Below are 14,769 nucleotides of genomic sequence, written 5' to 3'. Positions count from 1 at the left end.
ATCCGACCCGCTTTGCCCATGCCCACCTGGCTCCTGCCCGAGAATATCGCCGACGTCCTGCCGTCCGAAGCGCGCAAGATCGAAGAGCTGCGCCGCCTGATGCTCGACACCTTCCGTACCTACGGCTACGAACTCGTGATGCCGCCGCTGCTCGAATACGTCGATTCGCTGCTGGCCGGCGCCGGACAGGATACCGATCTCCGGACCTTCAAGCTCGTCGATTCGATGAGCGGCCGCCTGCTCGGCCTGCGCGCCGACATGACGACGCAAGTCGCCCGCATCGACGCGCACCTCCTGAACCGCGACACCGTCACCCGCCTGTGCTATGCCGGCAGCGTGCTGCACACGCAGCCCTCCGGCCTGCACGCCACGCGCGAGCCGCTGCAGATCGGCGCCGAGATCTACGGCCACGCCGGCCTCGAAGCGGACGCCGAGATCCAGGAACTGGCCCTCGCATCGCTCGCGCTGGCGGGCTTCGAGCAGCCGCGCCTGGACCTGTCGCACGTCGGCGTGCTGCGCGCCATCCTGCTTGACGATGCCGCCGCCAAGCGCGACGAGCAGCTGCTGTATTCGCTGCTGCGCTCGAAGGACGTCCCGGGCCTCGAAGAAGCGACGGCGAACTACAACGCACCGACGCGCGCCGCGCTGCTGGCACTGCCGAACCTGTACGGCGACATCGACGTGCTCGCGCGCGCCAAGGACGTGCTGCCGGCGCTGCCGGGCATCGCCCGCGCGCTGGCGGAACTCGCCGCGCTGGCCGGCTCGGCGCTGGGACGCGCGCAGATCGCCATCGACCTCGCCGACCTGCGCGGCTACCAGTACGAAAGCGGCGCCATGTTCGCGCTGTACGTGCCGGGCCTGCCGAACGCGGTCGCGCGCGGCGGCCGTTACGACCACGTCGGCGAAGCCTTCGGCCGCGCGCGTCCGGCGACGGGTTTCTCGCTCGACCTGCGCGAACTGGCGCGGCTGCTGCCGACGGCCGAGCGCAAGCATTCCATTCGTGCCCCGTGGGGCAACGCGCCCGAGCTGCGCGAAAAAATCGCCGCACTGCGCAAGAGCGGCGAAGTGGTGATCCAGTCCATGCCGGGTCACGACAATGTACAGGACGAGTTCGAGTGCGACCGTGTGCTCGTCCTCGAACAAGGAAATTGGATTCTCAAAAACTTAGGTTAAGTGATGTCAAATACTGCTAAGAACGTCGTTGTCATCGGCACCCAGTGGGGCGATGAAGGCAAGGGTAAGATCGTCGACTGGCTGACCGACCATGCCGCCGGCGTGGTGCGTTTCCAGGGCGGCCACAACGCCGGCCACACGCTGGTGATCAAGGGCCAGAAGACCGCGCTGCAACTGATCCCGTCGGGCATCATGCGCGAAGGCGTGGCCTGCTACATCGGCAACGGCGTCGTCGTGTCCGTGCCGGACGTGATGCGCGAGATCGACAAGCTGGAAGCCGCCGGCATCGAAGTCGCGTCGCGCCTCAAGATCTCGGAAGCCTGCCCGGTCATCCTGCCTTACCACGTCGCCATCGACGTCGCGCGCGAAGCGAAGCGCGGCGTGAACAAGATCGGCACGACGGGCAAGGGCATCGGCCCGGCCTACGAAGACAAGGTCGCGCGCCGCGCGATCCGCATCGCCGACCTGCTGAACGAAACCCGCTTCGCGGAGAAGCTGCGCGAAAACCTGGAGTACCACAACTTCGTGCTGACCGGCTTCCTCGGCGGCGAGGCGCTGGACTTCCAGAAGGTGTTCGACGACGCGATGGCCCTCGTGCCGCGCCTGCGTCCGATGGTCGGCGACGTGTCGTCCGCGCTGTACGCCGCGCACAAGGCGGGCGGCAGCCTGCTGTTCGAAGGCGCGCAGGGTTCGCTGCTGGACGTCGACCACGGCACCTATCCGTTCGTCACCTCGTCGAACTGCGTGGCCGGCAATGCCGCCGCCGGTGCGGGTGTCGGGCCTAGCATGCTGCACTACATCATGGGCATCACCAAGGCCTACACGACCCGCGTGGGTTCGGGCCCGTTCCCGTCGGAGCTGCCGACGGACGCCGGCGTGGGCGAGCACCTGTCGCGCATCGGCCACGAGTTCGGCACCGTGACGGGCCGCGCCCGCCGCTGCGGCTGGTTCGACGCCGCGCTGCTGCGCCGCTCCGTGCAGATCAACGGCGTGACCGGCATGTGCCTGACCAAGCTGGACGTGCTGGACGGCCTGGAATCGCTGAAGCTGTGCACCGGCTACAAGATCGACGGCCGCGATGTCGACATCTTCCCGGTCGGCGCCGAAGAAGCTGCCGCCTGTGTGCCGGTGTACGAAGAGATGCCGGGCTGGACCGGCACGACCGTCGGCGCCAAGTCGATGGACGACCTGCCGGCCAACGCCCGCGCCTACATCAAGCGCATCGAAGAACTGGTCGGCATTCCGGTGGACATGGTGTCGACCGGTCCGGACCGCGAAGAAACCATCGTGCTGCGCCACCCGTTCGCAGCGTGATGTCCGCCACAAGCAGAAACTAGGGATAATCCAAAATGACGACGCCTTCATCGAGCGACAAGGACCTGTGGGTCTCCTGGGATGAATACAACCGCCTGATCGAGCGCCTGGCGCTCAAGGTCTACGAATCGAACTGGAAGTTCGACATGGTGCTGTGCCTCGCGCGCGGCGGCGTGCGCCCGGGCGACGCGATCTCGCGCATCTTCGACGTGCCGCTGGCGATCCTGTCGACCAGCTCGTACCGCGAAGAAGCGGGCACCAAGCAGGGCGACCTGGACATCGCCAAGTACATGACGATGACCAAGGGCCCGCTGGCCGGCCGCATCCTCCTGGTCGACGACCTGGCCGATTCCGGCGTCACCTTGCGCAAGGTGCGCGAGCACCTGAAGGACAATTATTCCGACGTGTCGGAAGTGCGTTCGGCCGTCATCTGGGTCAAGGGCACGTCGTCGATCAAGCCGGATTACCACCTGGTCGACCTGCCGCACAATCCGTGGATCCACCAGCCGTTCGAGGATTACGACGGCCTGCGTCCGCATCAGCTGACGTCGTGGCTGAAGAAGTTCGAGCAGAGCTGATCCACGGCGGCTGCGAAAAGAGAAGGGCGGCGCCGCGGTGCCGCCTTTTTCATTTCTGGCGCCTCCGTGGGATGGGCGGTCATCCGCCCGCGCGTTGAACGGGCGCTCGCGTGGACGAGATACGATTCGACGTCGCCAACGCCGCTTGAACGCGTGGGCACAGGGTGCCCACCCTACGATCCGCGGCGCGTGGGTACGGGGCCACCGTACGGTCCGCCCACCGAACGCGGGCGGACCACGACATGTATAGATCGGTTAATATCGGTGGTCGCAAAAACAATAACAACGCCCACATGACCAAGAGCTTCTTCCAGACCTTCATCCTCCTGCTGCTCGTCACGGACCCCTTCGGCAACGTCCCCCTGTTCGTGACCGCGCTGAAGGACGTCAACCCGGCCCGCCGCCCGCGCATCGTGATCCGCGAATGCGCCATCGCCTTCGTCCTGCTGCTGCTCTTCATGTTCTTCGGCCGCCACTTCCTGGCCGCGCTGCAGCTGACCGACATCTCGCTGCGCATCGGCGGCAGCGTGATCCTCCTGATCATCGCCATCCGCATGATCTTCCCGCATCCGGACGGCGTGCTGGGCCGCAGCGAGGGCGGCGAGCCGTTCATCGTGCCGCTGGCGATTCCCGCGCTGGCCGGGCCGTCCGCGCTGGCGACCGTGCTGCTGTTCACCTCGGGCTCGATCGAGGAAGTGATGGTGCACGTGGCCGCGCTGGCGTTTGTGGCCGTGATCTGGCTGGCCGTCTTCCTCGGCGCCGAACGCCTGCAGAACGTGCTGGGCACGCAGGTCATGACGGCGTTCGAGCGCCTGATGGGCCTGATCCTGACGGCGATGTCGATCGAAATGCTGCTGGGCGGCGTGCGCGCCTTCGTCAAGACCCTCTGACTTCAACAAGGAATCCAACATGAACACGATGTTCCGCGTCTGCTCCCTCGGCCTCGCGCTGACCCTCACGCTCACCCTGGCCGCCTGCAAGCGTTCGAACGAAACGTCCGCGTCCGGGCCCGCGTCGGCACCGGCGGAGGTCAAGGTCGACACGGCGCCGGTCGCCTTCCAGAAGATCGATACGACGGCCGGCACGGGCGCCGTCGCCACGGCCGGCAAGATCGTCACCGTCAACTACACGGGCTGGATGTACCTGCCGGACGCGCCGCAGCACCACGGCGAACAGTTCGACAGCTCGATCGGCCGCAAACCGTTCACGTTCCGCCTCGGCAGCGGCGGCGTCATTTCCGGCTGGGACCAGGGCGTCGACGGCATGAAGGTGGGCGGCAAGCGCACGCTCGTCATTCCCGCGTCGCTGGGTTACGGCGCGGACGGCGCCGGCCCGATCCCGCCGAACGCCAACCTGATCTTCGACGTCGAGCTGCTCGACGTGCAATAACGGCGCAACCGGTCATGCGGGCCTGGATGCACACGCCGCAGGGCGAGCTGGCCGAGGCCGTGCACGGCATCGGTTTCGTGTCGACCCTCGACGATCCGTGGCCGCCGGCGCAGCCCCAGCTGAACCGGTTTCCGGCGATGGTGTACTGCAGCCTGAACTTTTTCACGCAGGGCGCCGTCGCGCTGCCCGGCGCCGACGGCACACTGCGCGCCTTGCCCGACTGGGTCGTCTCGGGACCGCGCACGCGGCCCGTCGCGTCGCTGACGCTGGCGCCGCTGCGCACGCTGGGCGTCGTGCTGTATCCGGACGCGTTCGCGCTGTTGACCGGCCTCGCGCCGGCCGCGCTGCAGGACCGCAACGACCCGGCCGACCAGCTTCTCGACGCCGGCTGGGCCGACTGGCCGCGCGCGCTGCGCGCCTGCGCCGACGAGGCCGCGCAACTGGCCTGGATCGAAGCGCGGCTGGGCGAACGCTGGCGGGCCGTGCGCGCCCGCTGGGACGCGGACCTGGGCGCCAGCCTGCGCCGCATGGCCGCGCCGGACGGCGCCGCGACCGTCCCCGCGCTGGGCGCTGAACTGGGCATCGGCGCACGCCAGGCCCAGCGCCAGTACCGGTCCCGCGTCGGCCTGAGCCCGGCGCAGGCGCGCCGCCTGCAGCGCATGAACGCGGCCGTGGTCGCGCTGCGCGATCCGGATGCGCCCGCCCGGACGCTGGCCGACCTCGCCGCGGAACTGGGCTATGCCGACCAGGCCCACATGGCACGCGAACTGCGCCAGCTCGCCGGCCTGCCGCCGTCGCGGCTGGAAGAGCACATCGACACCGACCGCGAGTACTGGCCCTATCGGCTCTGATGTCGGGTTTATTCAAGCCGGCACGAATGCCGCCGGCCACAATCGTGCCTTCCACGACGAGGCACGACATGCACATCACCTTTCTCACCTACGGCACCGACGGCGACACCCGGCCGTTGCTGGCACTGGCGCGCGACGTCATCGCGCGCGGCCACGCGGCGCACGTACTGGCCGACGTGGCCGGGGCGCCGCACGCGCAGGCGCTCGGCATTCCCTTCACCGTGCTGCCCGGCGACATGCGCGCCGCGTTCCTGCCCGGCGGCCCGTTCGGCGCACTGATGAAGGACGGCGCCGACATGACGCGCCTCATGCGTGCCTGCGCCGCCCTCGCGCGCGACCACACGCGGCCGTGGATGGAAGCGGCGTGCGCCGTCGCGCAGGGCAGCGACGCGCTCGTGTATTCGGGCCTCGCCGGCTTCGTCGGCCTGGCGGTGGCGGAAGGTCTCGGCATCCCGTGCATCGGCGCCGCGATGTGGCCGATGACACCCACGCGCGCATTCGCGCCGCCGTTCCTGCCCATGTATCGCCTGCCCGGCTGGGCCAACCTGCTGGCCCATCGCGCGTTCGAGCGCCTCGCGTGGTCCATGTTCGGCCCCGAACTGAACCGCGCGCGCAGGCAGGTGTTCGGCGCCGCGCCGCGGCGGCGTCCGTGGCGGGACGTGCCGATGCTGTACGGCTGCTCCCCGACGTTGCTGGCGCGCCCGGCCGACTGGCCGGCCGGCGTCGACATCACGGGCGCCTGGGCGTTGCCGGCAGGGCAGGGCTGGCAACCGCCTCAGGCACTGCTGGATTTTCTCGGCGCCGGTCCCGCGCCCGTCTACATCGGCTTCGGCAGCATGGCCGGCATCGACCAGGCGACGCTGATCGATGCCGTCGGCGCCGTTGCCGCAGGGCGGCGCGTGCTGTTCCACCCGGGCTGGAGCGGCATCGATCCGGCGCGCCTGCCGCCCGGCGTGTTCGTGCTGGGCGATACGCCGCACGACTGGCTGTTTCCGCGCACGGCGCTCGTCGTCCACCACGGCGGCGCCGGCACCAGCCACGCGGTCGCGCGCGCGGGCGTGCCGTCCGTCGTCGTGCCGTTCGCCGGCGACCAGTTCTTCTGGGCGCGGCGCATGGCCGAACGGGGGATCGCCGCGACGTGTCCGGCGGCCAGGCTCGATGGCGCGCGGCTGGTGCAGGCGGTCGCCGCCGCGTCGGCACCCGGCATGTGCGCGGCGGCGCGGCGCACGGCGCAGGCGATGTTGCACGAAGACGGCGTGCGCACGGCCGTCGACCGGCTGCTGGGCGGCGCCGCGCGCCGGCTGGACGGCTGACGACCTCCTGGGTATATCTTGGGTATATACTGAAACTCCGCTGCCTGATTGCCAGTGCAAGAACCTGTCGGTCTTCAGATGAATCAGTCGCTCTCCCGCCGCACGACGATAAGTTATTACCTGGTGATCTTATTGGTGGTGGCGACGCCCGCCTTGCTGGTCTGGCAGCATGTCGGGATGATCCGGACCGTCGAGATTTCCCCACGCCAACCGCACGGTGTCCGGCTCACCGACGACCGCGAGGACATGCACGGCAATTCGGTCGCCTCGCTGGTGCGCACCAGGGATGCCATCATCCTGCACTGCGCGCTGGGGGCGAGCGCCACGTACCCGTTCTGCAAGGTGCAATTCCTGTTGGGCGCGCCGGGCAAGGGCGTGGACCTGTCCGGATTCGACACGATTGCGTTCGATCTGCGCTATTCGGCAGCGCGGCCCCCGCAACTGATCAAGCTTCATGTCCTGAATTTCGAGCCGGAGTTTTCCCGGTTGGGCAACTGGAACTCGCAGCGGTTCAACGAAGCCCGCATCGAACTTCCCGCCCAGCCCACCTTCACGATTCCAGTCAATGTCCTGCGCACGGCGGACTGGTGGCGAACCTTGTACAACGTTCCGCTGTCCAAGAGCTATCCGCGGCTGGACCACGTGACGGCCGTGGAAATCTCGACGGATGCCGTCCCACCGGGACAACTGATCACGATCGAGCTGCGGTCGCTCCAGTTTCGCGGCAAATGGATCTCGCAGACGGCGCTTCTCATGTGGCTGGTGTCCGCGTGGATCGGCTGCGGCATTCTCGGCCTGTCGCTGGGCCTGCTGCATTTTCGCGCCAGCCTGTCGGTCAGTAATGCGCGCCTGGAACATCTGGACGCCATCGCACGGGAACGCAAGGCGGCCGAGGCGGCGCGCGAGGCGGCGCTGGCCGAGGCGGTCGGGCTCGCGCGCCAGCGCAGCAATTTTTTGGCGCAAATGAGCCACGAATTGCGCACACCGCTCAACGCCATCATCGGCTATGCCCAGCTGCTGCGGCGCGACCGCCACCAGTTGACCGATCGGCAGGCCGCCGGCCTGGCCACGATTCATGAGAGCGGCCAGCATCTGCTCACCCTCATCAACGACATCCTGGACCTGGCGCGGGTCGAGGCCGGCAAGATGGTCTTGCATCCGGCCGCCGTCCATCTCGGCGCTTTCCTGCAGGTGGTGGTCGACATCATGGGCGTCAAGGCCGCGGAAAAAAGCCTGTCGTTCAGCTACGAGCTCGCGGCCGACCTGCCGCCCGTGGTGACGATCGACGAGACGCGCTTGCGCCAGGTGTTGCTCAACCTGCTGGGCAACGCGGTGAAGTTCACCGATCGCGGCACGGTTTCCTTGCGCGTGATGGCGGCACCGCCCGCCGACGAACCGGACACCCTGCGCCTGCGCTTCGAAGTGGCCGACAGCGGTATCGGCATGAGCGCGCAACAACTCGGACGCCTGTTCCATCCTTTCGAACAGGTGGCCGACAAGCAGCGGCGCGAGGGCGGTACTGGCCTGGGCCTGGCCATCAGCCAGCAACTGGTGCACCTCATGGGCGGCGACATCGCCGTCGCCAGCGAACCGGGCAAGGGTAGCACGTTCTGGTTCGACATCCCGGCGCCGGCCGCCGCCGGCAGCCCGACCATCCAGCCGTCGCAGCATGCCATCGTCGGCTATGAAGGCGAGCTCAAGCGATTGCTCATCGTCGACGACGTCCCGCAGAATCGCGCGATGCTGCTGGACCTGCTGCAAGCGGTGGGATTCATCGTGGCGGGGGCCGAGAACGGCCTGGAGTGCCTGGTATTGCTCGACAGCTTCAGGCCCGACCTGATCGTGATGGACGTCATGATGCCTGTCATCGACGGCAATGAAACGACGCGCCGGATACGCCGGATGCCGGCATGGGACAAGGTCCCGATCATCGCCGTGACGGCCAGCGCCAGCCAGGAAGACGAAGCGCGATGCCGCGACGCCGGCGCCGACGCCTTTCTCGCCAAGCCGGTCGAACACGATATCCTGCTCCGCACCATCGGCCTGCAACTGTCGCTGAACTGGATTGTCGGAGAACCGCCGCAGGAACCGCTCACCCCGGACGCCGAGGATGACGCTGCCCTGGTCGCCCCGCCGGCCCAGGAGATCGAGGAACTCTGGCAATTGGCACGGATCGGCAACATGCGCAAGATCAGGGAGCACGCGGACTACCTGCGGTCGCTCGATCCGGCCTATGCGCCGTTCGCGAATCGCCTGCACGCATTGGCGCAGGGCTACCACTCGAAGGGCCTGGCCGCCTTCGTGGCGCGCTACCGGACCGCAAACGCGATGCCGCCGCTTTGACGGGGCGCCGGCGCCATGCGCCGCGCCGCGCGGCCGCCCGTCATCGTCGTTCACATTTTCCTGCTCCCGTACACGGATTCGCGTCCTAGCACGTCGCCGCGCTGCTGGCCAGCCCCGGCAATTTGATGACAATCAATTACATGTGTGTCGAAGAAATTTACACCAAAACAATTTTCCAGACACAAAAAAGTGACGGGCGGATGACAAGTTTTTGATTAATCAAGGAAATAACTCTTGGTTACTGAAAATGGCATACCCCTTGCTTGGGCTATCGATGCGCCTGCCGACCCCGGCAGGACCCTCAACAATCATCAGGGAGTCCGCATTGAAAACCCTCACCGCAATTACCGTTGCCATCGGTGTGTTGACCACGTCGCTGGCTTACGGCGCCACGACCTCCACCCAGTTCCACGTCGACAAGGACGCGCGCATCGTCGATCTCGGGCTCGCGCCCCAGTCGGAGGTCAGGCAGATCACGCTGTCGCTGGCCGTCAGGAATCTCGCCGCCATGGAAGCGCATGCCGCCGCGGTCGTCGACCCGGCCAGCCCGAACTACCGTAAATTCCTGACGCCGGCGCAAGTGGGCAGCCTGTATGGCCAGGACGCCACGTCGATCGCCCAGGTGGTCAATTTCCTGAAGGCGCAGGGCCTGACGGTGACGAAAGTCTATGCGAACAACCTGCTGATTTCCGCGCAGGGCACGAATGCCCAGCTCGCGGCCGTGTTCGGCAGCCCGATCCACGCCTACCAGACGCAAGGCCGCACCTACGAGGCACCGGCCGGCACGACCGCGATGCCCGCCAACCTGGCCGGCATCGTCAAGTCCGTGTACGGCCTGAACGGCCGCCCGCTGTTCCGCAGCAATATCACGCGCCAGCCGGCGTCCGGCGTCGCCACCGGCGAATCGAAGCTGGTGCCGAGCCGCATCCCGACCCCGAACGCCACGGCCGCATCGCTGCCGGGCGAGTACACGGTGCTGGACCTGGCCGCCAAATACAACGTCAACCCGCTGTATGCGGCCGGCGTGACCGGCGCCGGCAAGACCATCGGCATCGCCACGCTGGCCGGCTACCGCCAGTCCGACGCGTACGGCTACTGGAATGCGCTCGGGCTATCGGTGGCGCCGAACCGCATCACCGACGTGCTGGTCGACGGCGGTCCGCTGCCGGACGACGGTCCGGGCAGCGGCGGCGCCGGCGAGACCACGCTCGACGTCCAGCAGTCGGGCGGCGTGGCGCCGGGCGCGAATATCCGCGTCTACCTGGCACCGAACGAGGGCAACGGTTTCCTGGACATGTTCGCCACGGCCGTCGACGAGAACATCGTCGACACGCTGTCCGTGAGCTGGGGCGCCGCCGAGGTCTTCAACGGCCCCGCCGACCTCGCCGCCTTCCACGCCGTGTTCGTCCAGGCCGCGCTGCAGGGCATTCCGGTGATCGCCGCGTCGGGCGATGCGGGCGCCTTCGACATCAACAGCAACTTCCCGTATCCCACCTGCACCACGTTGCTGACGGCGGACCACCCGGCGTCCGACACGGCCGTGCTGGCGGCCGGCGGCACGACCCTGCCGCATACGCAGGTCCACAAATACGGCAGCATCACGATCCCGACCGAGCGCGCCTGGGCCTGGGACTACCTGCGCGGCTACATCACGTCGCACTACGGCCAGACGCTGTACTACTCGGATTACTTCCCGGTGGGCGGCGGGGGCGGCGTCAGCGTGGACTTCGACCGGCCGTCGTACCAGACCGGCCTGGCCGGCGCGATGACGAGCGCCGCGGCGCAAAGCCTGTATTGCAAGGCGTCGCTGCTGGGCGATCCGGGCGCGGGCTATGAAGGCCTGATCGACCTGCCGCCGGGCGTCGCCGGACGCAACCTGCCGGACGTGTCGCTGAATGCCGACCCGTACAGCGGCTACCTCGTGTACTTCGACGGGCAGTGGGGCGCGGGCAGCGGCGGCACGAGCTTCGTGGCGCCGCAGCTGAACGGCATCTTCACGCTGATCGCCGCCGGCAAGAACAGCCGCCTCGGCATGCTGCATCCACAACTGTACGGCGCGTTCAAGACCTACGGCTACGGCGCCACGTCGCCGTTCCGCGCGATCACGGCCGGCACCAACCTCTACTACAAGAGCACGAACACGTTCAATCCGGCGACGGGCCTCGGCTCGCTCGACGTGGCGAACCTCGCGCGTGCCTTCGGCGTGAGCCTGTGAATCCGATAACCAATTACGAAAGATTGCGATGAAATCGATCAAACAAACCCTGCTCGGCCTCGTACTCGCCACCTGCGCCGCCTTCGCCTCCGCCACGCCGACGTTCAGCGACACGTTCTTCGTCGTGCCCGATTTCGGGCCGGCCACGACGCAGACCTGGAACTTCGGCGTCGCCGAACCGGGCGCCATGTCGGGCGACACGTTCGTCTACGACTTCCTGTTCAACACGCCGCCCGAGCCAGCGTGGTTCGAGTTTTCCGCGTTCCCCGACCTGGTGGGTTCGCTGGCCTTCACGGACCTCGGCTTGTTCGCCGGCGACTTCGTGACGCCCATCGACGCGCTGGCCCTGTCGCTGACGAGCGAGCTGGCCAGCGGCCACGGCACGATCACGAGCGGCACGTATGATCTGCGGCTGGCCGGGACCTTCCTCGTCGACGGCGCCGGCTTCACGGGGCAGGCGCTGTCCGATATTCCGGAGCCGGTGAGCCTGGCGCTGATGGGCGTCGGGCTGGCTGGGATGATCGGCGCGCGCCGCCGCAAGGCCGCCGCCGCCGCCGCCGAGCCGGAACACGCCCAGGGTCTGTCGGACTGACTTGTTCCGCCAGCAGTCAGACCGTCGCCCCTGCGCAGGCAGGGGCCCGAGTTTGCATGCTACCCGCAGACGGTCGGACACACCCTAGTCGACGCCGCTGCCCGACCCTTCGACGAGCACCGGCGCGCGATAGCCCGCCGGCTTGTCGCCGACCCGCGCGCCGCCGTACATCATGCCCTGCATCGCATTCGTGAAGAAATAGTAGGGGAACGGCGTCGCGGGTCGGCTCGCCTCGTCGAGCCGGTTGGCGAGTTCGGCCGGGAGTTCGAAATCGAGCGCCCCAAGGTTCGTCGCGAGCTGTTCCGGCCGCGACGCGCCGACGATCACGCTGGCGACACCCGGCCGGTTCGCGACCCAGTTGAGTGCGACCTGCGCCATCGGCCGGCCGACCGCATCCGCCACTTTTTCCAGCTCGTCGACGATCTGGAAGTTGCGCTCCGTGAGGTGCTGGAACGCCGGGTTGCCGTTCCCCTGCATGGCCGCGAGACGGCCTTGCGTGCCCGCGTCGCGTCGATAGCGGCCGGCCAATACACCGCTGGCCAGCGGGCTCCAGACGGTGATGCCCATGCCGAGCTCCGTCGCCAGGCGCTGGTATTCGTGCTCGATGTTGCGTTCGACGAGGGAATACTGCAGCTGCAATGCCGACACCGGTTCATAGCCGCGCCACTCGGCCAGCGTCTGCGCACGTGCCGCATACCAGGCCGGCACGTCCGACAGGCCGATGTGGCGGATTTTGCCCGCACGCACGAGGTCGTCGAGCGTGCGCATTACTTCCTCCACAGGCGTCAATTGATCCCAGGCGTGCACGTAAAACACGTCCAGGTAATCCGTCTGCAGGCGCTTGAGCGACCCTTCGACGGCGCGCATCAAATTCTTGCGGCCATTGCCGCCGCCGTTCGGATTGGCGGCGGCCAGGTTGAACGTGTATTTGCTGGCCAGGACGAGCTCGTCGCGCGCGCCGCCGGCCTTGATGAATTCGCCCAGCCACGTCTCGCTCGTGCCGTTCGTGTACACATCGGCCGTATCGACGAAGTTGCCGCCATGGTCGCGATACAGGTTGAACACGCGTTCGGCCGCCGCCTTGTCGGAACCCCAGCCCCATTCCGTGCCGAAAGTCATCGCGCCCAGCGACAGGCGGCTGACGCGCAGCCCGGTGCGGCCGAGGGTGTAGTAGATGGGTTGTTGCATGACGTTTCTCCTTGTCTGGTTGAATGAACGTCAGCATAGTCGGCTCAATAAGAAAGAAAAACGGGCATAATCTTCAATCCTTATTAAGAGCTGCTTCATAATGAAACTGACGCAACTGGATGGATTGCTGGCATTCGCTACCGTCGCCGAGCGCGGCAACTTCACGGCCGCGGCCGCGCTGCTGGAAGTGACGCCGTCGGCCGTCAGCCAGACGGTCCGGCAACTCGAAGAACGGCTGGGCGTGCGCCTGCTGCACCGGACGACGCGCAGCGTGCGCCTGACGGAAGCGGGTGAGCAATTTCTCGCGCGCGTGGCGCCGGCCGTGGCCGAGCTCACGCAGGCGGCGGCCGAGCTGGACGGGTTCCGCAGCGGCGCGACCGGCGTGCTGCGGTTGAACATGGCGAACATCGTCTACGCCGTGTGGCTGCGTCCCTTGTTGCCGGGCTTTCTTGCCAGGCATCCCGGCATCAAGGTCGAACTCGGCTTCGACGAGGGATTCGTGGACATCGTCGCGAGCGGCTTCGACGCCGGCGTGCGCCTGGGCGAATCCGTCCAGCTCGACATGGTGGCCGTGCCGCTGACGCGGCAGGAACGGCTGTGCATGGTGGCGGCGCCGGACTATGCGGCGCGGCGCGGCCTGCCGCGCACCATCGAGGAATTGCAGCAGCACGATTGCATCCGCTACCGGTTTCGCAAGAACAATGCGATCTACCGCTGGGAACTCATGCGTGACGGCCGCCTCGTCGATGTGGAGGTGGACGGGCCGCTGATCGTCACGAACAGCGCGTCAATGGCGGACGCGGCGCGCGACGGCATCGGCATCGCCCACGTCTTCCTGCGGCAGGTCGACGCCGACCTTGCCGCGGGCAGGCTGGTGCCCGTGCTGCCACAATGCTGGTCGACACAGCCGGGCTTTCATCTCTACTATCCGACGCGGCGGCATTTGCCCGCCAAGCTGCGGGCATTCATCGATTACTGTGGCGAACAGTTGGGAGAAAACCCTCTCGCTTAAGGCAGCTTCGTATTTTCAATATTGCGGATGTAAGCGGCTTGATCGTGACCGACATAATTGCCAAGCGCTTGCGTGTAAACGGATTGTGGCGAGGCGCGTGCTCCCAAATGCGCGCCCGCCTGATTTTTGTAATCCGCCAAGTGCTGCATGCCGGCAAGCAATTGGACGGCAGTGCTATTCTTCAAATCGCCGCTCGACAATTTCACGCCCGAGCTCGTGGTCATTCCAGGTGTTGCCCACACCCCGCCGGCAAGAATTCCGCTGGTCACTTGAAGCAAACCGATCGACGGTCCACCCTGAGACCAGTTCCGACCGGAATCCCCCATCGTCGTCGGGTCTCCGTTGGATTCCACGCGATATTCCCGTTTTACGACTTCCGGATCCAGGCCGAACCTGGCCGCGTTTGCGTCGATAAAGGCGTCGTACTCCGCCTTGGTTTTCAATTGGCCGCGACTGGATTGAGCATCACGCAGCATGCTGTCGGAAATATAATTTGTACCGACCCGATCCACGCGAACCTTCGATTCGGCCAAGCGATACGTTCCGGCCACATTGTGCGGCGTTGATGGCGCAGGCGGCACCTGTGTGACGGGATCGCGTTTCTTCTCGGACGGGGTGTCGTCGTTTTGCGCTGCGTGGTTGAGCTTTTTATGAAGACTCGCAAGTATGCGCTGGAGAAGTTTCTCATACTCGTTCCTGGTGAGCGTGCTGCCTTTTTTATGCAGCTCCGCTTTCAACTGATTGATGTCGTGGAGCGCCGAGTGGAGCCAGCTATCGGCCTGAATTGTATTTCCCATGGCT

Annotated in this window: 13 protein-coding genes; 11 read left to right on the top strand and 2 right to left on the bottom strand. The window is 66.8% G+C overall.

The window, feature by feature from the left end; translation table 11 throughout:
- Positions 1-18 precede the first annotated feature (18 nt).
- The 10 genes from ACEN9Q_RS17110 (at position 19) to ACEN9Q_RS17065 (ending at position 11,768) form a co-directional block, all read left to right on the top strand.
- Positions 19-1,173, top strand: a complete 1,155-nt coding sequence (locus ACEN9Q_RS17110; protein WP_056441788.1) for an ATP phosphoribosyltransferase regulatory subunit — start codon at positions 19-21, stop codon at positions 1,171-1,173.
- A 3-nt stretch (positions 1,174-1,176) separates the two neighbouring features.
- The gene (locus tag ACEN9Q_RS17105) at positions 1,177-2,487 is read left to right on the top strand and encodes an adenylosuccinate synthase (RefSeq protein WP_056441791.1); all 1,311 of its coding nucleotides are present in this window, start codon (positions 1,177-1,179) and stop codon (positions 2,485-2,487) included.
- Positions 2,488-2,522: 35 nt separating this feature from the next.
- Complete coding sequence (locus tag ACEN9Q_RS17100) at positions 2,523-3,065, top strand: phosphoribosyltransferase (protein ID WP_056441795.1); 543 nt, start codon at positions 2,523-2,525, stop codon at positions 3,063-3,065.
- Between the two features lie 293 nt (positions 3,066-3,358).
- Positions 3,359-3,955, top strand: a complete 597-nt coding sequence (locus ACEN9Q_RS17095; RefSeq protein WP_056441798.1) for a MarC family protein — start codon at positions 3,359-3,361, stop codon at positions 3,953-3,955.
- Positions 3,956-3,974: 19 nt separating this feature from the next.
- Positions 3,975-4,454 (top strand): FKBP-type peptidyl-prolyl cis-trans isomerase, encoded by a 480-nt coding sequence (locus ACEN9Q_RS17090; RefSeq protein ID WP_495625403.1) that lies wholly within the window; start codon positions 3,975-3,977, stop codon positions 4,452-4,454.
- Between the two features lie 14 nt (positions 4,455-4,468).
- Positions 4,469-5,305 (top strand): helix-turn-helix domain-containing protein, encoded by an 837-nt coding sequence (locus ACEN9Q_RS17085; protein WP_495625402.1) that lies wholly within the window; start codon positions 4,469-4,471, stop codon positions 5,303-5,305.
- Positions 5,306-5,373: 68 nt separating this feature from the next.
- Positions 5,374-6,618: a glycosyltransferase gene (locus ACEN9Q_RS17080; protein ID WP_495625401.1), complete on the top strand. Its 1,245-nt coding sequence runs from the start codon at positions 5,374-5,376 to the stop codon at positions 6,616-6,618.
- A 78-nt stretch (positions 6,619-6,696) separates the two neighbouring features.
- Positions 6,697-8,961, top strand: a complete 2,265-nt coding sequence (locus ACEN9Q_RS17075) for an ATP-binding protein (RefSeq protein WP_495625400.1) — start codon at positions 6,697-6,699, stop codon at positions 8,959-8,961.
- A 325-nt stretch (positions 8,962-9,286) separates the two neighbouring features.
- Entirely contained in the window at positions 9,287-11,176 is a 1,890-nt protein-coding gene (locus tag ACEN9Q_RS17070) for a S53 family peptidase (protein ID WP_495625399.1), read from the top strand.
- 28 nt (positions 11,177-11,204) lie between these two features.
- Positions 11,205-11,768, top strand: a complete 564-nt coding sequence (locus ACEN9Q_RS17065; RefSeq protein ID WP_495625398.1) for a PEP-CTERM sorting domain-containing protein — start codon at positions 11,205-11,207, stop codon at positions 11,766-11,768.
- An 84-nt stretch (positions 11,769-11,852) separates the two neighbouring features.
- Here ACEN9Q_RS17065 and ACEN9Q_RS17060 read toward each other — a convergent pair whose 3' ends face one another.
- Positions 11,853-12,956 (bottom strand): aldo/keto reductase, encoded by a 1,104-nt coding sequence (locus ACEN9Q_RS17060; RefSeq protein ID WP_495625397.1) that lies wholly within the window; start codon positions 12,954-12,956, stop codon positions 11,853-11,855.
- A 100-nt stretch (positions 12,957-13,056) separates the two neighbouring features.
- Here ACEN9Q_RS17060 and ACEN9Q_RS17055 point away from each other — a divergent pair, with 100 nt between their 5' ends.
- Entirely contained in the window at positions 13,057-13,968 is a 912-nt protein-coding gene (locus tag ACEN9Q_RS17055; RefSeq protein WP_495625396.1) for a LysR family transcriptional regulator, read from the top strand.
- On the opposite strand, the gene ACEN9Q_RS17050 is transcribed toward ACEN9Q_RS17055, so the two are convergent.
- Positions 13,965-14,765 carry a lysozyme family protein gene (locus ACEN9Q_RS17050; protein ID WP_495625395.1) on the bottom strand — a complete coding sequence of 267 codons (801 nt, stop codon included), beginning with the start codon at positions 14,763-14,765 and terminating at the stop codon, positions 13,965-13,967. The two genes, ACEN9Q_RS17055 and ACEN9Q_RS17050, sit on opposite strands and share 4 nt — an antisense overlap.
- Positions 14,766-14,769 lie beyond the last annotated feature (4 nt).

It is taken from the genome of Massilia sp. Masssp93 (assembly GCF_059491295.1).
The sequence above is the reverse complement of the archived record's forward strand: the minus strand, read 5'-3'. Positions and strand labels throughout refer to the sequence as shown.